The sequence below is a fragment of the Pseudomonas sp. Sample_10 genome, from assembly GCF_004321495.1.
Classification (GTDB): Bacteria; Pseudomonadota; Gammaproteobacteria; order Pseudomonadales; family Pseudomonadaceae; genus Aquipseudomonas.
Window position 1 is genome coordinate 1 of sequence record NZ_RCOE01000027.1, and the last position, 18,993, is coordinate 18,993.

Here is an 18,993-nt window from a genome sequence, read left to right on the forward strand (position 1 = left end):
GTGCGTGAACGGCTGCGGTCGTCTTGATCACCAGGTTGGCTCATGCCGGAGTCTCTACGTAAACGGGGCAGGCCTTCAGTTTTACTCGTATGAATCGGCTTTGAGAACTATCAGAACTGATAGTGGCGTGAGTCGTTTTTTTGGGCTTGCTTGTGTGTAGGTGGGTTAGTTCGGCCGCCATCGCGAGCAAGCTTTGCTCCTACAGGGAACGTCGTCGATCACAGATCTTGCAGTCACCCAAATCTCCTGTAGGAGCAAAGCTTGCTCGCGATGAGGCCGGGTCTGGCCTGCACCACATCCAGTGGTTGTTTGCTAGCATTGCGTCTGAATCAACCAAGACCAGAAACGAGTGCTCGCCATGCAACTGCCCGACATGAACCTTTTGGTCGCCCTCGACGCCTTGCTCGACGAGGGCAGTGTGGTCGGTGCTGCGCGGCGGATGAATCTGAGCCCGGCGGCGATGAGTCGAACATTGACGCGGGTTCGCGAGGCGATCGGTGATCCGATCCTGGTGCGCGCCGGGCGCGGTCTGGTGCCTACGCCCAAGGCGCTGGAGTTGCGCGAACAGGTGCGCGATGTGGTGGAGCAGGCCGCGCAGTTGTTCCACTCGGCCCGCGTGGTGGACCTGGGCAGTTTGCGGCGGCGCTTCAGCATTCGGGCCAACGACTTTTTCATCGGCATCTACGGCGGCAAGCTGTTCGACACCATGGAGCGCCAGGCCCCGCATTGCGAATTGCGTTTCGCCCCGGAGGGCGACGGCGATGACGAAGCATTGCGCGAGGGCCGCATCGATCTGAGCGTCAGCAACAATCGGCCGCTGATGCCGGAAGTGAAAGTGCAGAATCTGTTTTCCACCCAGTTTGTCGGCCTGGTGCGCGAGGATCATCCCTTGCTCGATCAGGAAATCACCGCCGAACGTTTTGCCGGTTACTCGCATATCAGCATGTCCCGGCGCGGTATCGCCCGCGGGCCGATCGATGCGGCACTCAACGCCTTGGGGCTGGAGCGGCGGGTGGCGGTGATCGCGCCGAGTTTTCATGCGGCGATGTTCGCCTTGCCCGATTCCGACCTGATTCTGCCGGTGCCCCGGGAGACGCTGTTGAGCGTGCGCCGATTGGGGCTGAAGTTGCGTTCGTTCACCCTGCCCATCCCGCTGCCCACCATCGTGCTCAGCCAAGCCTGGCATCCACGCTTCGACAACGATCCCGCCCATCGCTGGCTGCGAGAAACCCTGAAAGCCTGCTGCGACGAGACGTGGCTGGCCGCTCAGCCTTGATGGCCGCAAGGGCCATTAACACCTATGGATGGTGGTTGCGCTGACGCGGCGGTGTTAGTTTTTTCCGTCATTTTCCTGATGAGGCCGTGATCGCTATCGCTTGATTGACGTGGTTCAAATGCTGCGTCCGACGCACTTATAAATTGCCGATAAGTCAGTTTTCGTCAGCGATGAGCGTTCGTAGACTGCCACCTTCTTTTTTCGGAGTTGTACACCGATGACCTCCCTGACGGCCTCGGCGCCTTTGGCTGCGCCCATGACAGCGGCTGCGCCGATGGTGTTTGGCCCACGGCTTATCATTGGCCTGGTGGGCGTGTTGCTGGCTGTGTTGGTCTCCGGCCTGAACGAGATGGTGACCAAAGTCGCCCTGGCGGATATCCGGGGCGCCCTGGCCATCGGCTATGACGAGGGCACCTGGCTGGTCGCCAGTTACGCTGCGACTTCGGTGGCCGCGGCGGCGTTTGCCCCGTGGTGCTCGGTGACGTTTTCGTTGCGGCGCTTCACCCTGTACGCGATCAGTGCATTCACCCTGTTGGGGGTGCTGTGCCCGCTGGCGCCGAACTACGAAAGCCTGTTGGTACTGCGTACTTTGCAAGGCCTGGCCGGCGGGGCACTGCCGCCGATGCTGATGACCGTCGCCCTGCGATTTCTGCCGGCCAACGTCAAGCTCTACGGTTTGGCCGGTTACACCCTGACGGCCACCTTCGGCCCCGGACTGGGCACGCCGCTGGCCGGGCTCTGGACAGAATATGTCGGTTGGCAATGGACCTTCTGGCAAATCGTCGTGCCGTGCCTGATTGCCATGGTCGCGGTGGGCTATGGCATACCTCAGGATCCGCTGCGCCTGGAGCGCTTCAAGCAGTTCAACTGGCGCGGTCTGCTGCTGGGGTTCCCGGCGATTTGCATGCTGGTGATCGGCATTCTGCAGGGCAATCGGCTGGACTGGTTCGAGTCGAGTTTGATCTGCGGTTTGCTGGTGGGCGGGGTGCTGTTGCTGGTGCTGTTTCTGATCAACGAGTGGTCGCAGCCGATTCCGTTTTTCAAGATGCAGATGCTCGGCATCCGCAACCTGTCGTTTGCCCTGATCACCCTGGCCGGGGTGCTGGTGGTGTTGCTGGCGGTGGTGATTATTCCGTCGAGCTATCTGGCACAGGTTCAGGGATACCGCCCGGTGCAAACCGCACCGATCACGCTGATTGCAGCATTGCCCCAGTTGATCGCGCTGCCGTTGGTGGCGGCGCTGTGCAACTTGCGTTGGGTTGACTGCCGTTGGGTGCTGGGGATCGGCCTGAGCATGTTGACGCTGTCCTGCATGGGCGGTTCGCAGCTGACCTCGGCGTGGATTCGCGACGATTTCTATGTGCTGCAACTGCTGCAGATATTCGGCCAACCGATGGCGGTGTTGCCGCTGTTGATGCTCTCGACCGGCAGCATTCAACCCATGGACGGGCCGTTCGCGTCGGCCTGGTTCAACACCGTGAAAGGCCTGGCGGCAGTCATCGCCACCGGGGTGCTGGAAACCTTGACCACCCAGCGTCTGCACTTTCACTCGACGATGCTGGTGGACCGTCTCGGCAATTCGCCTCTGGTCGATAGCGACACTCCGGGCCTTGCCCGTCGCCTGCATGAGCAAGCCGTGGTGCTCGCCGCTTCGGATCTTTACCTGTGCATGGCCGGTGTCGCCGTAGCGCTGATCCTGTTGATTTTCTGGCTGCCGACGCGGATCTATCCCCCGCGCGCACCGACCTGAATGCTCCACTGAAACTGAAGGTTTTTATGACGACTCAATCAAAGCAAAAAGTGGCCGTGGGCGTTGCGGTCGTGATCACGCTGGGCGTTCTGGTTTATCTGCTTTCGCCCAACCTGTTCGGCCAGCGCACGCAGCAGAGCACCAATGACGCTTACGTCTCGGCGGACTACACGCTGGTGGTGCCGCGCGTTGCCGGTTTCATCAAGCAAGTGCTGGTGGAGGACAACCAGCAGGTCAAGGCCGGTCAGTTGCTGGCGCTGATCGATGACCGTGATCTGCGCGCCGCCGCTGAGGCCGCCGCAGCCGAATCGCTGGTGGCGCAGGCGCAACTGCAAAACGCCCGGGCGACTCTGGAGCGTCAAGCCTCGGTGATCGCCCAGGCGCAAGCAAAAGTGATTTCGGCCAAGGCGGAAATGGCGTTTGCCGAACACGAATTGAATCGCTACAACCACCTCGCCGGGGTCGGTGCGGGTACGGTGCAAAATGCACAGCAGGCCCGCACGCGCATCGATCAGGCCAGCGCGCAATTGACCAATGCCACGGCGGTGCTGGCGGCGGAGCGCAAGCAGGTCGACATTCTCGCGGCGCAACGTGACGGGGCTGAAGGTGGCTTGAAACGCGCGCAAGCGAAACTGGAAATCGCCAGTTATGAGCTGTCGTACACACGCATCGTCGCGCCGCAGGATGGCATGGTTGGCGAACGCGCCGTACGGGTCGGCGCCTATGTCACGCCCGGCAGCAAGTTGTTGGCGGTAGTGCCCTTGGCACAGGCCTACGTGGTGGCCAACTTTCAGGAAACCCAATTGACGAATGTGCAGCCGGGGCAAGCTGTGCAGGTGCGGGTCGATACCTTTGGCGGTGCGGCGCTGAACGGTCATGTCGAAAGTATCGCGCCGGCTACTGGCGTGACGTTCGCTTCGGTCAAACCGGACAACGCGACCGGTAACTTCACCAAGGTTGTGCAGCGGATTCCAGTGAAAATTGTGCTGGAACCGGGGCAGCCGATGGCTGAACGGTTGCGCGTGGGGATGTCGGTGGAGGCGCGGATTGATACGGCCAGTGGCAAGGTGAACGAGGTTGTTCAGCGATGAGTTTTTCAGACAAACATCGATCCCTGTGGCGAGGGAGCTTGCTCCCGCTTGAGTGCGCAGCGCTCACGGATTTTTCGGCCGCTTCGCCGCTCAGCGGGTGCAAGCGCCCTCGCCACAAGGCGTTAGCCCAGTCAGCAGTGTGGGTTTTTAGTTTGTTTGCGTTGGGCGCCTGCACCGTCGGCCCGGATTTCCATAAGCCCGAATCGCCTCAAGTGACCGAGTGGGCCAAGCCTGCAAAAGCCGCCGCCAGTCAGGTCGTCAACGAGACCCTGGGTGAGCGTTGGTGGGAAGTCTTCAATGACCCGAAACTCTCGGCCCTGAGCCAGCGCGCCCTCACCGACAACCTCGACCTGAAGCTCGCCAGCAGTCGCTTGCAACAGAGCCGCGCCGTGCGCCAGGTGGTGACGGCCGATCGCTATCCCACAACCGCCGTCGGCGGCGGTTACGCGCGTAAACGTAACAGCGGCGAAGGCCTGATGGACCCGTCGGGGAACAACGGCAACGCCGCCTTCAATTTGTGGGACGGCGGTTTCTCCGCGTCCTGGGAACTGGATTTCTGGGGCCGGGTGCGCCGCGAAACCGAAGCCGCCGACGCCACTCTCGAGGTCGCCGAAAACGATCGTCGCGGCGTGTTGTTGTCGGTGCTCGCCGACACCGCACAAAACTATATTCAGTTGCGCGGTGTGCAAAATACCCGCGCCGTCACCGAGCAGAACCTCGATGTCGCTCGCCACAGCTTGAAGCTGTCGCAACTGCGTCTGGCGGACGGTGTCGCGACCGATCTGGATGTTGCCGAAGCCGCCGCGCAAGTCGCCGCTATCGAGTCGCGCCTGCCGGCGCTTGAGCAACGTCAGGCGCAATTGATCAACGCATTGAGCCTGTTGATGGGCGAGCCGCCACAAGCGTTGGCTGCCGAGTTGTCCAGCGACGCGCCAGTGCCGCAGACGCCTCGTCAGGTCGCCATCGGGCTGCCATCGCAACTGGCCGAACGCCGTCCGGACATCCGCGAAGCCGAAGCCCGTTTGCATGCCGCGACTGCGAGCATCGGCGTGGCCAAGGGTGATTTTTATCCGCGCATCACGCTGTCGGGCAATGTCGGATCACAGGCCATGCAACTGAGCGATTTCGGCTCGTGGGGCTCACGGGCATTCGGCATCGGCCCGCAGTTCAGCTTGCCGTTGTTCGACGGCGGACGCTTGCGCGGCGTGCTGAACCTGCGTGAAGCCCAACAACAGGAAGCCGCCATTGCCTATCAGCAAACCGTACTGCGTGCCTGGCATGAAATCGACGATCAGTTGAGTGCCTATAACGCCAGTCAATTGCGCCGCGACAGCCTGGCCGAAGCGGTGCGGCAAAACCGGGTCGCCCTGCAGACCGCGCAACGGCAATACACCGAAGGAGTGGTGGATTTCGTCAACGTACTCACCGTTCAAAGCGCGTTGCTGGCGACCCAAGAGCAATGGGTCGAGAGTTCTGCGGGCGTGTCGCTGGCGGCGGTTGGCTTGTACAGGGCCTTGGGTGGTGGCTGGCAGTCGGTGTATCCGTTGGCGGCGAAACGCTGAGGGTTTATCACGGCTTCGACGACAAATCCGCCATGCCCTTGAGCAACTCGATCGGCAACGGAAAGACGATGGTTGAACTCTTGTCGCCGGCAATCGAACTCAGTGTTTGCATATACCGCAGTTGCATCGCACCGGGTTGGCGGCCGAGCATTTCGGCCGCTTGCATGAGTTTTTCCGAGGCTTGCAGTTCGCCTTCCGCGTGAATCACTTTGGCCCGGCGTTCGCGCTCTGCTTCGGCCTGTTTGGCGATGGCGCGGACCATCGATTCATTGAGGTCGACATGCTTGATCTCGACGTTGGCGACCTTTATTCCCCAAGCGTCAGTCTGGGCGTCGAGCACTTGCTGGATGTCGGTGTTGAGCCGTTCGCGTTCGGCCAACAATTCATCGAGCTCGTGTTTGCCGAGCACGGCGCGCAACGTGGTTTGCGCCAATTGGCTGGTGGCCATGAAAAAGTCCTCGACCTGGATGATCGCTTTTTGCGGATCGAGCACGCGGAAGTACAGCACCGCGTTGACCTTGACCGAAACGTTATCGCGGGTGATCACGTCTTGCGCCGGTACGTCGAGGACCACCGTGCGCAAGTCGACGCGGACCATTTGCTGGATCACCGGAATCAACAGGATCAGGCCGGGGCCTTTGACCTGCCAGAAGCGTCCGAGCTGGAATACGACACCGCGTTCGTATTCACGCAGGATGCGCAAAGTCGCCCCTGCCAATGCGATCAACAGCAGCAGTAGCGCGACAAAACCCAGTTGCAAACCCATGGCTATTCTCCAGCCGCCACCGCGTCAGTCGCGGCCACTTCCAGCGTTAATCCGTTGCGCCCCACCACGCGGACCCGCTGCCCGATGTGCAGCGGTTTGGTGCTCGACACTTGCCAGCGTTCACCCTGCAAATGCACCCAGCCGTGAAAAGCATCGCCAGCCTGCAATGACAACACTGGCGTCACGCTGCCCAGCAACCCGGCGTCGCCGCTGACGTTTTGTCGTGGTCGGGTTTTAAGGGCACGGATCAGCAGGAATATCAGTAGCAATGCGCTGATCATTCCCAGGCCGATCATCAACGGTACGGGCATTTCGGCGTTGGTCAGGATTACCGCGCCGATCACGAACATCACGATCCCGCCCAGGCCGATCACGCCGTAATTGGGCAGGGCAGCCTCGGCAATCAGAAAGGCGATACCAAAGGTAATGAGCCAGATTCCGACGGGATTGGTTGCCGGCAGGCCGGCATCCGCGGCGAGCGCAGAGCCGCTTAATGCCAACAACAAGGCAAAGGCACAACAACGCGTTTTCACGTGACCCTCCGGGAGAGTCGCCAGTGGTTCTGTATTCAGTCTAGTTGACCCGGCATTTGTATGATTTTTGCTCAGATGTCGACTTGTCCGATGGGCGGATTTCCCGTCGAACCGGCCCGGCGGGCCTAGACTTTTACTACGCAGAACAGCGTTAACCAGCGTCCGCCAGGCATTGTTGCGGACATCGAGGTGCATCATGCGTATGGCAAGAACCGTGCAGCGAAGCCTGGAGAAGGCTCAATGCGACTATGACATCGTCAGCCATCCCCACTCGGCCAGCAGCCTGGAAACGGCGCGAGTCGCGGGCATTCCTGCGGAGCGGGTGGCGAAGTCGGTGATCCTGGATGATCACCATGGGCATTATCTGATGGCCGTGCTGCCCGCCAGCCGTCATCTGGACCTGAGCAAGGTCCGCAGCAGTGGTGAGTGGCAGGTATCCCGGGAAAGCAATCTGCCGCATCTGTTCGAAGACTGCGAACGCGGTGCAGTGCCTGCCCTGGGTGAAGCCTATGGGTTGGACGTGGTCATCGATCCATTGCTGACCCGGCAAAAAGACATCTACCTGGAAGCCGGCAACCACACCAACCTGCTACACATGAACATGCCGGACTTCCTGAAAATGCTGCCGCATGCGGAGGTGCGGGAATTGAGCCACTGAATTTGAGTTTTGCTGTGCTTGTGCTGCCGTCTTCGCGGGCAAGCCTCGCTCCTGCAAAGCGAGGCTTGCCCGCGAATGCTGCGAGTCACCTACGTCACCCAATGGAGTCAGACATGGAAAACCCAACCCACAGCCTCCCATCCCTGTTCAAGCAACTGGGCCTGGACGACGACGCTGAAAGCATCGACAAATTCATCGCCACCCATTCACCGCTCAAACCCGAACTGCATCTGGCGGACGCGTTTTTCTGGAGTCCGAGCCAGGCGGAGCTTTTGCGTAATGAAATTCTGGATGACGCCGATTGGGCCGAGGTGGTGGATCAGTTGGATGTGATGTTGAGGAAGGGGCGGGGACTGTAGATGCTCAACTCTTCTCAGGCGGCCACTGTCGGGACGTGTGAACCACCGCGAGTATCCAGATGGAGTTCGCCCAAGACTCATAAACAATGCGGTAATTCTGGTGGGGGATCAGTTCGCGCGTGCCTGCAATGACTCCTGCAGGGCCACTTTCCGGGTAATGGGCAAGCCGGGCTATCGCATCACTGAAACGGGTATCCATTTCGCTGGCTACTTTTGGATTGATGGGATGCAAATAATCCCAAATGTCTGCACGGTCCTGTGCTGCTTGTTTCGTCCAGATTATTTTCATTCTTGCAGGGACACCTGCATGCGCCTGGCAGCGAACTCTGCTTCAACCTTATCGTTCGTCAGAACGTCGCCGTTGCGTATCGAAGCACGAGCGATGTCCACTTTGCGTTGCAAGAACGCATCGTACTCGCGCGACTCTCGTTGGGATTGAACAAACTGACGCATCAACTCCCTCACTATTTGCGAGGCTGGACGATGAGCAGCTTCCGCCTCGGCCATAAACTGTTCGCGCAATTCAGACTCAAGTTTCATTGTAAAAACCGCTTGCTTTGACATGGCTGGACTTCTCGGCATTTGTATTGAAAAAGTATATACGTTTTCAGTATCGCAGTTGGCACCAAGGGCGCACGCTCTCCGACTGGCGGGGAATTTGTTTCAAAACTTGACGAAAAATCCCCTCGAATGCGATATTGATAGTTAGCAAGCTAACAGTGTGTGTTTCCCCCCGTGCCAAATTCCCTCGACGCTCTCCAGATGAACATCAGCAGCTCCATGGTGGTGGCCGCCCGGCATTGGCGAAAGATCTGCCAGACCACACTGGTCAACTATGGAATCTCCGAAGCCTGTGCCGTCCCCTTATTGATGATCGGGCGATTGGGCGAGGGTGTGCGGCAGGTGACGGTGGCTCAGGCGGCGGGGATGGAAAGTCCGTCCCTGGTGCGCTTGCTGGATCAGCTGTGCCATGCCGGTTACGTCTGTCGTACCGCCGATACCCAGGACCGGCGCGCAAATTGCCTGAGCCTCACCGAAACGGGGCGAACCCTGGTGCAAGCCGTCGAAGTCGAATTGGTGCGACTGCGTAACGAAGTGCTCGAAGGCATTGACCCGCGGGACCTTGAAGCCGCTCTGCGTGTATTGAAGGCCTTCGAGGCGGCCGGGCACCCTTCGGAAACTCATCCGTGAGCGGCTTTTTTGCAGGCATGCCTCCAGCGCGCGACTGGTTCTACGGCGTACGCACTTTCGCGGCGTCGATGATCGCGCTGTACATCGCGTTGCTCATGCAGATGCCGCGTCCTTATTGGGCGATGGCCACGGTGTATATCGTTTCCAGCCCGTTTGTCGGACCTACCAGTTCCAAGGCGCTATACCGCGCAGTCGGCACCTTCCTGGGCGCCGCTGCTGCGGTTCTGTTCGTGCCGATGTTTGTCCAGAGTCCATACGTATTGGTGGTGGTCATCGCGCTATGGACCGGAATTCTGCTGTTCCTGTCCATGCATTTGCGCACCGCCAACAACTACGCCTTGATGCTGGCCGGCTACACCTTGCCGTTGATCGCGCTGCCGGTGGTGAACAATCCATTGGGTGTGTGGGACGTGGCCGAAGCGCGTACCGAAGAAATCTTCCTCGGCATCGCCGTCGCGGCGGTGGTGGGCGCCATGTTCTGGCCCCGGCGTTTGGCCCCGGTGTTCAATGACTCGGTGAGCAAGTGGTTCGCCGACGCTTCGACTTACAGCCTGCGTTTTCTTGGACGCAATGTGCAGCCGGAGGAAGTCAGTGGGTTGCGCGCGTCGATGGTGACGACCTTCAACACCCTTGAGTTGATGATTGGCCAGTTGCCCCACGAAGGCGCGCGACCGCAAACCGTGCGCAACACCAAGGAACTGCGTGGGCGGATGATTCACCTGTTGCCGGTGATCGATGACCTCGACGATGCGCTCTACGCGCTGGAGCGGCGCACACCGGAGCTTGTGGAGAAGTTCACGCCGCTACTGGTCGCCGCCACGCAATGGCTCGAGCACAAGGAGGCGGACCTCGACCGCTGGCAGGCGTTGAAAGACCAGCTCCAAGCCCTGCAACCCGACGCCGCCGCGCTGGAAGATCGCAAGCAACTGCTGTTCTCCAACGCCATCTATCGCCTCGGTGAATGGATCGACTTGTGGCAAGACTGCCGCAGCCTGCAACAGGCTATCCAATGCGAAAGCCAGGACAGCTGGCGTGCGGTCTATCGACACTGGCGCCTGGGACGTCTGACGGCATTCCTGGATCGGGGGCTGATGCTCTATTCCGCCGCGTCCACCGTGATGGCGATCATTGTCGCCTCGGTGCTGTGGATTCTGCTTGGCTGGACCGATGGCGGCGCGGCGGTGATTCTGGCGGCAGTGGCGTGCAGCTTCTTTGCTTCGATGGACGACCCGGCGCCGCAGATTTACCGGTTTTTCTTCTGGACGGCGATGTCGGTGTTGTTCGCCAGCCTCTATCTGTTTCTGGTACTGCCCAACCTGCATGATTTTCCAATGCTGGTGCTGGCGTTTGCCGTGCCGTTCATCGTCATTGGCACCCTGACAGTCAAGCCGCAGTTCTACCTCGGCATGCTGTTGACGCTGGTCAACACGTCGTCGTTCATCAGCATTCAAGGCGCCTACGACGCGGACTTCCTCAGCTTCGTCAATTCCAACCTCGCCGGGCCTGTGGGGTTGCTGTTCGCGTTCGTCTGGACCCTGATCGCCCGCCCATTCGGTGCAGAACTGGCAGCCAAGCGCCTGACCCGTTTTGCCTGGCACGACATTGTCAGCCTCAGCGAACCGGCCACTTTGGCCGATCACCGCAAACTGGGTGTGCAGGTCCTGGATCGGTTGATGCAGCATTTGCCGCGTCTAGCCATGACCGGTCAGGACACCGGCATCGCGCTGCGGGAGGTCCGCGTGGCGTTGAATATGCTCGACCTGCTCGCCTACACGCCACGGGTTCACGGCGTGCCGCAGGCGTTGTTGCATCAAGTGGTGGCCGAAGTCGGCGAGTATTTCAAGGTTTGCCTCAAGGCCGGTGAACGCCTGCCGGCACCGAGTCCGTTGCTGATGACCCTCGACCGTACCCGACGCGCCCTTGCCGGCGCGGGTGACGATGAAACCCGTCGGCATCTGCTGCACGCCTTGAGTGGCTTACGCCTGGCGTTGTTGCCCGGTGTCGAATTCGTGGGTTCTGCCGAGCCTGAAGAACCGCTTCCCCATGGCATCGATGGAGCGCCTTTATGATCGGTGATCTGGATATCAGCGGGGTGTTCCTGCCCACGCTGCTGGTGTTGATGGGTATTACATATCTGCTCTACCTGTTGGTGCACGGGGTGCTGACGCGCCTGCACTTTTACCGTCTGGTCTGGCACCGGGCATTGTTCAACGTGGCCCTCTACGCCTTGTTGCTTGGCGCCGTGGATTCACTCAGTCGATACCTGATGACATGAAAAAACCGTTTCTAACCCTTGGTCGCGTGGTGCTGACCCTGTTGATCGTGAGCTTCGCCGTGGTCGTGGTCTGGCGCATGGTGATGTATTACATGTTCGCGCCCTGGACCCGGGACGGGCACATCCGTGCCGACATCGTGCAGATCGCGCCGGACGTTTCCGGGCTGATCCAGCAAGTGGAAGTGCGCGACAACCAGTTGGTCAAGCGTGGCCAGGTGTTGTTCAGCATTGACCAGGACCGCTTCAAACTGGCCCTGCGCCAGGCGAAAGCGGCGGTCGCCGACCGCCAGGAGACCTTGGCCCAGGCCCAGCGCGAGGCCAAACGTAACAAGGGCTTGGGCAATCTGGTGCCCGGCGAGCAACTGGAAGAAAGCCAGTCGCGGGTGGCCCGCGCCCAGGTCGCGTTGATGGAAGCGCAGGTGGCGGTCGACAGTGCGCAGCTCAACCTCGACCGCTCGGTGATCCGCAGTCCTGTCGATGGCTACGTCAACGACCGCGCGCCGCGCACCCAGGAGTTCGTCAGCGCCGGGCGCCCGGTGTTGTCGGTGGTCGACAGTAACTCCTTCCACATCGACGGCTATTTCGAAGAAACCAAGCTCAACGGTATCCACATCGGCCAAAGCGTCGATATCCGTGTGATCGGCGACAATGCGCGCTTGCGCGGACACGTGGAAAGTATCGTCGCCGGCATCGAAGACCGCGACCGCACCAGCGGTAATAACCTGTTGCCCAACGTCAACCCGGCGTTCAGCTGGGTGCGGCTGGCCCAGCGTATTCCGGTGCGGATTGCTTTTGATGACGTGCCAGCGGATTTCCGCATGATCGCCGGACGCACGGCGACGGTATCGATCATCGACGATAACAACCGGGGGCCCGCGCAATGAGCAAGGCTTCGGGTTTGGCGGTTGCCGGATTAGGCCTGTTGCTGTCGGCATGTCAGGTGGTCGGCCCGGATTATAAAGTGCCGGACGCGTCCGCCATCCAGCGCAAGGACTTGCAGGGTGAACTGGCGGTGGAGGGCAAGCCGGTGGTTTCGCAGCCGGTGCCGGCCGATTGGTGGCGTCTGTATCAAGACCCGCGACTCGACCAATTGGTCCAGCAAGCCATGGCCTCCAACAGCGATTTGCGCGTGGCCGCAGCCAACCTGTCCAGGGCGAGGGCTCAGGTCGATGAGGCTGAGGCCGCGGGCGGGTGGAGTGGCGGGGTGAAAATGGGCGCCCAGCGCTTGCAGGAATCCGGGGAAGCGTTCCTGTTGCCGGAAAAAGTGCCGGTGGCCAACATCGGCGATATCGGCATCAGCGCCTCGTACCAGTTTGACCTGTTCGGCACATTGCAACGCGGCATCGAAGCGGCCAAGGCCAATGCCGATGCGACCCAGGCTGCCGCGGATACCGCACGCATTACCTTGGTGGCCGATGTGGTCCGCGCCTACACCCAGGTGTGCGCGGCCAACGAAGAGCGGGAAATTGCCCAGCACTCCCTTGATCTGCAAGCCCAGAGCACCTCGCTGATCCAGCGCTTGCGCGACGCCGGGCGTGGCGACGAAACCCAGGTCACGCGCTCGCAAACCCAATTCAAATCCTTGCGCGCCGATATGCCACGTTATGAGGCGGCGCGTCAGGCAGGGCTGTTCCAGTTGTCGATGCTGTTGGCCAAACCGGTGGACCAACTGCCGTCGGGCACGGCGACCTGTGCAGAATTGCCGAAAATCGCCCAACTGATGCCGGTGGGCGATGGCGCATCGTTGCTCAAGCGGCGTCCCGACATACGGCAGGCCGAGCGTCGACTGGCGGCAGCGACCGCCACCATTGGCGTCGCCACGGGGCAGTTGTACCCGGACATCAGCATTGGCGCGACCATCGGCACCGTGGGTATTCTCGACAACCTCGGCGAGCCGTCGACCAATCGCTGGGGCTTCGGGCCGTCGTTATCCTGGACGGTGCCGACCAACGGCGCCCGAGCGCGCATTCACGAAGCCGAGGCGGCCACCCAGGGCGCGCTCGCGCATTTCGACGGTGTCGTGCTCAACGCGATCCGCGAAGCCCAGACCGGCCTGGCCCAGTATTCGGCATTGCTGCAACGCCGTGATGCCCTGGCGGACGCCGAGCAATCGGCGAAACTGGCGGCCGACCAGACTCACCGGTTCTTCCAGGCCGGCCGCGCCTCCTTTCTGGCCGACTTGCAGGCGACGCGCACCTACATCGACGTCACCGCGCAACTGGCGGCGGCGAATACCCAGGTTGCCGCCAGCCAGATCAATTTGTTCCTGGCGTTGGGCGGTGGCTGGGAAAGCGGACGAACGCAAGCGTCGAACTCCGGCAAACCCTGAGGCCGTTGCTATGCTTTGAAGTGTTGGAAGGGCGCCCCGTGCAAAGCGCCCTTGCCGCATACAAGGCTCGCGCAGGTCATGGGGAAACCAATAATGAAAAACCCTTATGCTCTCGGCTTTTGGTGCGCCGTCGTGGCGTTATTGCTGCTTTCGGCCACCTATTTCTACGGCATCATGCTGGCGCATCAGATCGACAAGGCGCTGGTGTTCCTCGACAGCGCAGTGGCGCTGATCGCCGTGATGTCCGTTGCGGTGGCGGCCTGGGCGTGCGTCCAGACTCAACGGATCAAAAAAAGACAACTCCAGCAAGGCAAGACGTTGCTGCTGATCTGGGACACCAAGGTCGCGTTGCGTCGGGTCGAAACGGTGTTCGATCGTTATTTCTGGGGCAGTTACTGGCAGCCGGGACGTACCTTCCAGGAAGTCATGGGTGAACTGACCGGCACGCCGCTGGAAAAAAGCCTGGAAACCCTGAAGAAGCAATGCCTGGAACTGGACAAACAAGTCGAGGACGACGGCCGGCACTGGCTGAACAACGCCCGGGAACTGGCCGATGTCGCCACCGCCATGGCCCGTGAACGCTATCAGCTGGATTTCTGCGACCCGCGTGCAGAAGTGACGGGCGGGGCGGTGATCAACCGGGATTTTGAAGTGCTGGTGTACACCTGGACCGCGCGACTGAAAACCTTTGATCATCAGCTCGATGAGATTGAAGTGCAGTATTCCTGACTCCGCGTTGGCCGAACCTACGCCATCGCGGGCAAGCCTCGCGCCTACAGGGTTACGCCAAACCTGCAGGAGCGAGGCTTGCCCGCGAAAGCGATCTCATCAACACTAAAACATTCCTGCCTTACAAAAGCGCCCGGACACTCTTTCACCTTTAATCATTGGGCCGCTGCGCATGCCTGATGCTAATCTGCACCTCACTTTCAGCGCAGTCGTGACCGTAACCCGTCATGGGTTCAGGGAAGACGACCACACCTTCAACAACGGACATTGAACGGGTCATACATGAATAAATCAGCAGGCGTGCTTCTGGGGATTGTTGTCGCCATTGGTGCAATCAGCGCTGGCGGTGCCTGGTTTACCGGCACCAAAATCGAAGGGGTGTTGAACACGTCCCTGGCGGATGCCAACAAGCAATTGCAGGCCGCACTGGTCGGTTACAAGGGCACCGCATCGCTGGAGCTGGTCTCGCTGGAGCGTCATGTATTCAGCAGCACCGCGCACTATCGTCTCAAGGGCGAAGGTGAAATGTTCGGCGAGGCTCCGGTGGAATTGCTGTTTGTCGATCACATCGAACACGGCCCGTTGCCATTTTCGCGCCTGATGTCGCTGAAGTGGCTGCCCGTCATGGCCACCAGTCATTACGAACTGGAAAAGACGCCACTCACCGAAAAATGGTTCGTCGCCGCCAAGGACGCCTCTCCGCTCAAGGGTGTAGTCAACATCGGCTACGACAATTCCACCAACGGCACGCTGGAATTGCTGCCACTGGAAACGGCGCTGGATGACAAGTCCAGCCTGAAGTTTTCCGGCCTGAAGGTGGACGTCGCGGCCAGCGCCCAGGCGCAGAAGGTCAAGGCCGATGGCTACATGGACAGCCTGAAGCTGACCACCGTCTCCGAGGATCAAGCGCCGGTTCAGGTCGAATTGAACGGTCTGACCCTGGCCAGCAACCTGAGCAAAAGCACCTATGGCTACTACACCGGCGACAACACCGTCGAGCTGAGCAACAGCAAAACCACCTATGGCGCCAAGCAATCGGTGCTCGGGTTGAAGAACTTCGAAATGAAGAACCACACCGAGGAGTCTGGCACCAGCGCTTCCGGGCGAGCCGATTACAAGATCGGTGAAGTGTCGCTGAACGGTAAGGCCGTGGGTTCTGCGCACATGGCCTTGAGTCTGAAGAATCTCGACATCCCGTCCACCATGGCATTGATGCAGATTTATCAGACCAAGTTGCAACCCTACGAGCAGGCCGCTGCCGAGGCCGCCGAAGCCGGGCAACCGGTTCCGGAATTGAATCTGACGGAAGCCGAAGAAGCGCAGCTCAAGACCAATCTGGAGCAGTTGCTCGCTGCCGGACCGCAAGTGGCCCTGGAGAACCTCTCGTTCAATACCAGTAACGGCCAGAGTAAAGCCAACCTGGTGCTGGACCTGACCAAGCCGCAATCGATCGATCTACCGGCCGATCAGTTGGTCAGACAGCTGATCGCATTGCTGGACTTCAATCTGCAAGTGTCCAAGCCAATGCTCGTTGACGTACTTACCGTACAGTCGCAGATCGACGGCCAGACCGACGCCAAGCTGATCGCCGATCAGGCCACGGCTACCGCCGACATGTTCAGCAGCATGGCCGTGGGCTCGCAGTTGGCGAAACTGGACGGCAACAACATCGTCACTAAATTGCATTACGCCAACAATCAGGTGGACTTCAACGGCCAGAAAATGACCCTGGAAGAGTTCGTCGGGTTCGTGATGAGCAAGTTCGGTGGGGTTGGCGAAGTCCAGTAAAAACCTTTAGTTACACCGCAACGCCCGGCCTCTGCACACAGCAGGCGCCGGGCGTTTCGCTGTCTGGTGATAGTACGGCTGAGCGCGCCCGTCGATCATCGGCCGGCGCGAGCATCCGACCGAATTCAAGGTGCATCACGGATAAGTCGCCATGCGTTATCCACCGGCAGCGGCTGTTTCATCCGTTCGGCGAGCATTGCCATGTTCCACTCCTCATCGCAGGCCACGGCGGCGATCACCAGGCCGTTTCTGCCGAACAGCCCGATGAAGGGCGGCTTGAACGGATCACCTTTGAACTCGACTTCATCCCAGCTTTGCGCATGGCCAAGGTAGTCGTAGTTCTTGCCGAAGTGCCACGTCCAGAAATACGGCACATCGAGGTAATGCTCATCGCCGCCGAGCATGTTGGCCGCTGCAATCCGTGCCTGCTGCTGGGCCAGGCGCCAGTGTTCGATGCGGCAGGGCTGGCCGTTGAGCGGGAAGGTGGCGATGTCACCGGCGGCCCAGAGCCCGTCGGTCACGCGCATGCCGCCATCGACGCGCAGCGAATGATCCTTTTCCTGGGGCAGGTCGGCAAACGGTGCCGTGGTCGGGCTGACGCCGATCCCCACCAGCACCAGGTCCGCTGGCAGTCGCTGGCCATTGTCCAGGCGTACGGCTTCGACTTTATGTGTTCCTTCTATCTGCGTCGCTTCGCCCTCGGCTCGGTACACCACGCCATTGGCCTGGTGCAGGGCAAGAATCGCTTTGCCGACGGTCTCGCCGAACTGTTTTGCGAATGGCACCGGTTGACGCGCAAGGACGGTAACCTCGAGCCCGAACTGGCGCAGGGCTGAAGCGGACTCCATGGCGATAAAACTGTCGCCGATGATCACTGCATGCTGACCGGGTCTGGCACTTTCCAGAATCTGTTGTGCATGGGCTCTTGAGCGCAAAACGAATACTTGTCGCAGGTCGGCGCCGGGCAGCTCCAATTGTTTCGGTGCGCCGCCGGTTGCCAGCAGGGCGGCGTCATACTGCAGCGACTGGCCGTCGCTCAGTTGCAACGTGTGGTTGGCGCAATCGAGGCTCGTTACTTCGGCATTGATGCGCTCGATGCGTTGCTCGCGATAGAAGTCGTCATCACGCAACGCAGGGATTTCTTCCGGAGGCGTTTCGCCGGCAATCACGAATTTGCTCAGCACCGTACGGTCGTATCCGGCGCCGGCTTCGCGGTCGATCAACAGCACTCGGCCGCCGAAACCCAATTCCCTCAAGGCCGATGCCGCCGCCGTACCTGCGGCGCCGGCACCGACAATCACGAAAGTACGCGCGTCATCGGCGGGCGGGGTATGCGCATCCCGTAGCGCTTGATCGTCTACCCAGACCTCACCATCACGCACTTCGAGCGGATAACGCTTGAGGCTGTCCAGTGCGGGTGGCTCACACAACCCGCCATCTTCGATGCGAAACTGTGCCTTGTGCCACGGGCAAGTCAGGCGCCCATTGCACAGTGCACCCTCGGCGAGTGGCGCTCCGGCGTGGGGGCACCCACCCTGATAAGCACGCAATTGATCGCCCACCTTCAGCAACAGGATCTTGCGCTGCTCGATCTGCACTTCCAGACCTTGGTTTTCAGGGACGTCGGTAAAACGGGCAACGCGATGCAGGGTCATGATCGCTCTCCAGACAGGCGTTTCTCTAAAGAGTCTGGTGCCTGTTGCGAGGTTCATCCAATTGGCACTGCCACCGCGTGAACGGTCCGGCTATAGTTTGCACGCCGACGACGGCCCAACACGCACAAGGTGCTCCGGAATGCCCCGATTGACCTCTCTGAAACCTTGGCTCGCGGCCGTAGCCGTGGTTTTTTGCGTGCAACTTCCGGCACACGCCGCCCAGGAGCGTTTCACCCTGAACATCCCGGGTGTATCGGACGACCGCTTGTTCACATCGGCCGCCGCCAGCGATGCGCCGGGCTGTGGCGGGCATAACGTTTCACCGGCATTGGCCTGGAACGCCGGCCCGGCCGGCACCCTCAGCTACGCCATTGTCATGCACGATCCGGATGGCCAAAAAGGGCAGGGCGTCGATCACTGGGTGCATTACGGCATCAAGGCCAGCACGCATCAGATTGCGTCCGGCGTCGGCGCCAAATCCGCGCTTGAAGGCGTGGGCGGCACCAACAGCAAAGGCACCACCGGTTACATCGGCCCATGCCCGCCGGTGGGCGACAGCGCGCACCATTACATCATCCAGCTCTACGCCCTGGACCTGGCCCCGGATGCACTGCCCGCCGGCCTGACCCGCACGCAGTTCCTGGAAAAAATCAAAGGCCATGTGCTGAAAAACAGCAGCGTGGTGCGGCGTTACCATCGCTGAAGATTTTTGCGCCCCGACTCAGGAATTGCAGGAAAACCGATCGGTTAACACGCTCGACAATTTGGCATAAAGGCCCGAAAGCGCGCACTATCGGGCCATAGTCGATGCGTTGGAGGATGCCGTGACAAAAAAAATCGACCGCATCGCCCAAATGCTCAACTGCCCGGAAAAGGGCGAGGAACTGCGGCGAGCAGTGACCGAAAGTCGTAAGGATTTTCTGCTCAATCAGCCGGAAGAAGCCGCTGCTGAAGAAGACGATCTCGAAGAGGAATGCTTCGAGGACGACGAGGATGATGAGTACGACGAGTTTGACTGGACGACAGAGTGA

At 60.4% G+C, this 18,993-nt stretch carries 20 protein-coding genes; 15 read left to right on the forward strand and 5 right to left on the reverse strand.

The window, feature by feature from the left end:
* Nucleotides 1–358 precede the first annotated feature (358 nt).
* The 4 genes from D8U18_RS01880 (at nucleotide 359) to D8U18_RS01895 (ending at nucleotide 5,679) form a co-directional block, all read left to right on the forward strand.
* Nucleotides 359–1,276, forward strand: a complete 918-nt coding sequence (locus D8U18_RS01880) for a LysR family transcriptional regulator (RefSeq protein WP_056852040.1) — start codon at nucleotides 359–361, stop codon at nucleotides 1,274–1,276.
* 217 nt (nucleotides 1,277–1,493) lie between these two features.
* A complete protein-coding gene (locus D8U18_RS01885; RefSeq protein WP_131106887.1) occupies nucleotides 1,494–3,026 on the forward strand; it encodes an MFS transporter in 1,533 nt (510 codons plus the stop codon).
* 26 nt (nucleotides 3,027–3,052) lie between these two features.
* Nucleotides 3,053–4,117: an HlyD family secretion protein gene (locus D8U18_RS01890; RefSeq protein ID WP_131106888.1), complete on the forward strand. Its 1,065-nt coding sequence runs from the start codon at nucleotides 3,053–3,055 to the stop codon at nucleotides 4,115–4,117.
* Nucleotides 4,114–5,679, forward strand: a complete 1,566-nt coding sequence (locus D8U18_RS01895) for an efflux transporter outer membrane subunit (RefSeq protein WP_131106889.1) — start codon at nucleotides 4,114–4,116, stop codon at nucleotides 5,677–5,679. Before D8U18_RS01890 ends, D8U18_RS01895 begins: the two co-directional genes overlap by 4 nt.
* A 7-nt stretch (nucleotides 5,680–5,686) precedes the next feature.
* Here D8U18_RS01895 and D8U18_RS01900 read toward each other — a convergent pair whose 3' ends face one another.
* Both D8U18_RS01900 and D8U18_RS01905 read right to left on the reverse strand, forming a co-directional pair.
* Nucleotides 5,687–6,445, reverse strand: a complete 759-nt coding sequence (locus D8U18_RS01900; RefSeq protein WP_056852044.1) for a slipin family protein — start codon at nucleotides 6,443–6,445, stop codon at nucleotides 5,687–5,689.
* Between the two features lie 2 nt (nucleotides 6,446–6,447).
* Nucleotides 6,448–6,978 carry an NfeD family protein gene (locus D8U18_RS01905; protein WP_056852045.1) on the reverse strand — a complete coding sequence of 177 codons (531 nt, stop codon included), beginning with the start codon at nucleotides 6,976–6,978 and terminating at the stop codon, nucleotides 6,448–6,450.
* A 196-nt stretch (nucleotides 6,979–7,174) separates the two neighbouring features.
* Here D8U18_RS01905 and D8U18_RS01910 point away from each other — a divergent pair, with 196 nt between their 5' ends.
* Together D8U18_RS01910 and D8U18_RS01915 are read left to right on the forward strand one after the other, a co-directional pair.
* Nucleotides 7,175–7,636, forward strand: coding sequence for a YbaK/EbsC family protein (locus tag D8U18_RS01910; RefSeq protein WP_056852046.1), 462 nt, complete (start codon nucleotides 7,175–7,177; stop codon nucleotides 7,634–7,636).
* A gap of 113 nt (nucleotides 7,637–7,749) precedes the next feature.
* Complete coding sequence (locus D8U18_RS01915; protein WP_056852047.1) at nucleotides 7,750–7,995, forward strand: DUF2789 domain-containing protein; 246 nt, start codon at nucleotides 7,750–7,752, stop codon at nucleotides 7,993–7,995.
* Between the two features lie 4 nt (nucleotides 7,996–7,999).
* Here the strand turns inward: D8U18_RS01915 and D8U18_RS01920 are convergent, their stop codons facing one another.
* Nucleotides 8,000–8,284, reverse strand: coding sequence for a type II toxin-antitoxin system RelE/ParE family toxin (locus D8U18_RS01920; protein WP_131106890.1), 285 nt, complete (start codon nucleotides 8,282–8,284; stop codon nucleotides 8,000–8,002).
* A complete protein-coding gene (locus tag D8U18_RS01925; RefSeq protein WP_056852049.1) occupies nucleotides 8,281–8,559 on the reverse strand; it encodes a hypothetical protein in 279 nt (92 codons plus the stop codon). The genes D8U18_RS01920 and D8U18_RS01925 overlap by 4 nt, the downstream gene beginning before the upstream one ends.
* A 198-nt stretch (nucleotides 8,560–8,757) precedes the next feature.
* On the opposite strand from D8U18_RS01925, the gene D8U18_RS01930 reads away from it, so the two are divergent.
* The 7 genes from D8U18_RS01930 (at nucleotide 8,758) to D8U18_RS01960 (ending at nucleotide 16,307) form a co-directional block, all read left to right on the forward strand.
* On the forward strand, nucleotides 8,758–9,186 hold the full coding sequence (locus D8U18_RS01930) for a MarR family transcriptional regulator (RefSeq protein ID WP_056852050.1): 429 nt from the start codon (nucleotides 8,758–8,760) through the stop codon (nucleotides 9,184–9,186).
* Nucleotides 9,183–11,255: an FUSC family protein gene (locus D8U18_RS01935; protein WP_131106891.1), complete on the forward strand. Its 2,073-nt coding sequence runs from the start codon at nucleotides 9,183–9,185 to the stop codon at nucleotides 11,253–11,255. The genes D8U18_RS01930 and D8U18_RS01935 overlap by 4 nt, the downstream gene beginning before the upstream one ends.
* Nucleotides 11,252–11,461, forward strand: coding sequence for a DUF1656 domain-containing protein (locus D8U18_RS01940; RefSeq protein WP_056852052.1), 210 nt, complete (start codon nucleotides 11,252–11,254; stop codon nucleotides 11,459–11,461). Before D8U18_RS01935 ends, D8U18_RS01940 begins: the two co-directional genes overlap by 4 nt.
* Nucleotides 11,458–12,345: an HlyD family secretion protein gene (locus D8U18_RS01945; protein ID WP_131106892.1), complete on the forward strand. Its 888-nt coding sequence runs from the start codon at nucleotides 11,458–11,460 to the stop codon at nucleotides 12,343–12,345. The genes D8U18_RS01940 and D8U18_RS01945 overlap by 4 nt, the downstream gene beginning before the upstream one ends.
* The gene (locus D8U18_RS01950) at nucleotides 12,342–13,790 is read left to right on the forward strand and encodes an efflux transporter outer membrane subunit (RefSeq protein ID WP_131106893.1); all 1,449 of its coding nucleotides are present in this window, start codon (nucleotides 12,342–12,344) and stop codon (nucleotides 13,788–13,790) included. The genes D8U18_RS01945 and D8U18_RS01950 overlap by 4 nt, the downstream gene beginning before the upstream one ends.
* Nucleotides 13,791–13,883: 93 nt before the next feature.
* A complete protein-coding gene (locus D8U18_RS01955; RefSeq protein ID WP_056852055.1) occupies nucleotides 13,884–14,519 on the forward strand; it encodes a hypothetical protein in 636 nt (211 codons plus the stop codon).
* A 282-nt stretch (nucleotides 14,520–14,801) separates the two neighbouring features.
* A complete protein-coding gene (locus D8U18_RS01960) occupies nucleotides 14,802–16,307 on the forward strand; it encodes a YdgA family protein (protein ID WP_056852056.1) in 1,506 nt (501 codons plus the stop codon).
* 125 nt (nucleotides 16,308–16,432) lie between these two features.
* On the opposite strand, the gene D8U18_RS01965 is transcribed toward D8U18_RS01960, so the two are convergent.
* The gene (locus D8U18_RS01965; protein WP_131106894.1) at nucleotides 16,433–17,962 is read right to left on the reverse strand and encodes an apoptosis inducing factor family protein; all 1,530 of its coding nucleotides are present in this window, start codon (nucleotides 17,960–17,962) and stop codon (nucleotides 16,433–16,435) included.
* Between the two features lie 139 nt (nucleotides 17,963–18,101).
* Between D8U18_RS01965 and D8U18_RS01970 the strand changes: the two genes are divergently transcribed.
* Together D8U18_RS01970 and D8U18_RS01975 are read left to right on the forward strand one after the other, a co-directional pair.
* Nucleotides 18,102–18,665: a YbhB/YbcL family Raf kinase inhibitor-like protein gene (locus D8U18_RS01970; RefSeq protein ID WP_131106895.1), complete on the forward strand. Its 564-nt coding sequence runs from the start codon at nucleotides 18,102–18,104 to the stop codon at nucleotides 18,663–18,665.
* A gap of 97 nt (nucleotides 18,666–18,762) precedes the next feature.
* Nucleotides 18,763–18,993, forward strand: a complete 231-nt coding sequence (locus D8U18_RS01975; RefSeq protein ID WP_241664275.1) for a hypothetical protein — start codon at nucleotides 18,763–18,765, stop codon at nucleotides 18,991–18,993.

What these genes read in the sequence shown, in the direction of transcription:
- D8U18_RS01880 (WP_056852040.1), top strand. Translation starts at nt 359, where the DNA reads ATGCAACTGCCCGACATGAACCTTTTGGTCGCCCTCGACGCCTTGCTC.
- D8U18_RS01885 (WP_131106887.1), top strand. Translation starts at nt 1,494, where the DNA reads ATGACCTCCCTGACGGCCTCGGCGCCTTTGGCTGCGCCCATGACAGCG.
- D8U18_RS01890 (WP_131106888.1), top strand. Translation starts at nt 3,053, where the DNA reads ATGACGACTCAATCAAAGCAAAAAGTGGCCGTGGGCGTTGCGGTCGTG.
- D8U18_RS01895 (WP_131106889.1), top strand. Translation starts at nt 4,114, where the DNA reads ATGAGTTTTTCAGACAAACATCGATCCCTGTGGCGAGGGAGCTTGCTC.
- D8U18_RS01900 (WP_056852044.1), bottom strand. Translation starts at nt 6,445, where the DNA reads ATGGGTTTGCAACTGGGTTTTGTCGCGCTACTGCTGCTGTTGATCGCA.
- D8U18_RS01910 (WP_056852046.1), top strand. Translation starts at nt 7,175, where the DNA reads ATGCGTATGGCAAGAACCGTGCAGCGAAGCCTGGAGAAGGCTCAATGC.
- D8U18_RS01915 (WP_056852047.1), top strand. Translation starts at nt 7,750, where the DNA reads ATGGAAAACCCAACCCACAGCCTCCCATCCCTGTTCAAGCAACTGGGC.
- D8U18_RS01920 (WP_131106890.1), bottom strand. Translation starts at nt 8,284, where the DNA reads ATGAAAATAATCTGGACGAAACAAGCAGCACAGGACCGTGCAGACATT.
- D8U18_RS01925 (WP_056852049.1), bottom strand. Translation starts at nt 8,559, where the DNA reads ATGTCAAAGCAAGCGGTTTTTACAATGAAACTTGAGTCTGAATTGCGC.
- D8U18_RS01930 (WP_056852050.1), top strand. Translation starts at nt 8,758, where the DNA reads ATGAACATCAGCAGCTCCATGGTGGTGGCCGCCCGGCATTGGCGAAAG.
- D8U18_RS01940 (WP_056852052.1), top strand. Translation starts at nt 11,252, where the DNA reads ATGATCGGTGATCTGGATATCAGCGGGGTGTTCCTGCCCACGCTGCTG.
- D8U18_RS01945 (WP_131106892.1), top strand. Translation starts at nt 11,458, where the DNA reads ATGAAAAAACCGTTTCTAACCCTTGGTCGCGTGGTGCTGACCCTGTTG.
- D8U18_RS01950 (WP_131106893.1), top strand. Translation starts at nt 12,342, where the DNA reads ATGAGCAAGGCTTCGGGTTTGGCGGTTGCCGGATTAGGCCTGTTGCTG.
- D8U18_RS01955 (WP_056852055.1), top strand. Translation starts at nt 13,884, where the DNA reads ATGAAAAACCCTTATGCTCTCGGCTTTTGGTGCGCCGTCGTGGCGTTA.
- D8U18_RS01960 (WP_056852056.1), top strand. Translation starts at nt 14,802, where the DNA reads ATGAATAAATCAGCAGGCGTGCTTCTGGGGATTGTTGTCGCCATTGGT.
- D8U18_RS01965 (WP_131106894.1), bottom strand. Translation starts at nt 17,962, where the DNA reads ATGACCCTGCATCGCGTTGCCCGTTTTACCGACGTCCCTGAAAACCAA.
- D8U18_RS01970 (WP_131106895.1), top strand. Translation starts at nt 18,102, where the DNA reads ATGCCCCGATTGACCTCTCTGAAACCTTGGCTCGCGGCCGTAGCCGTG.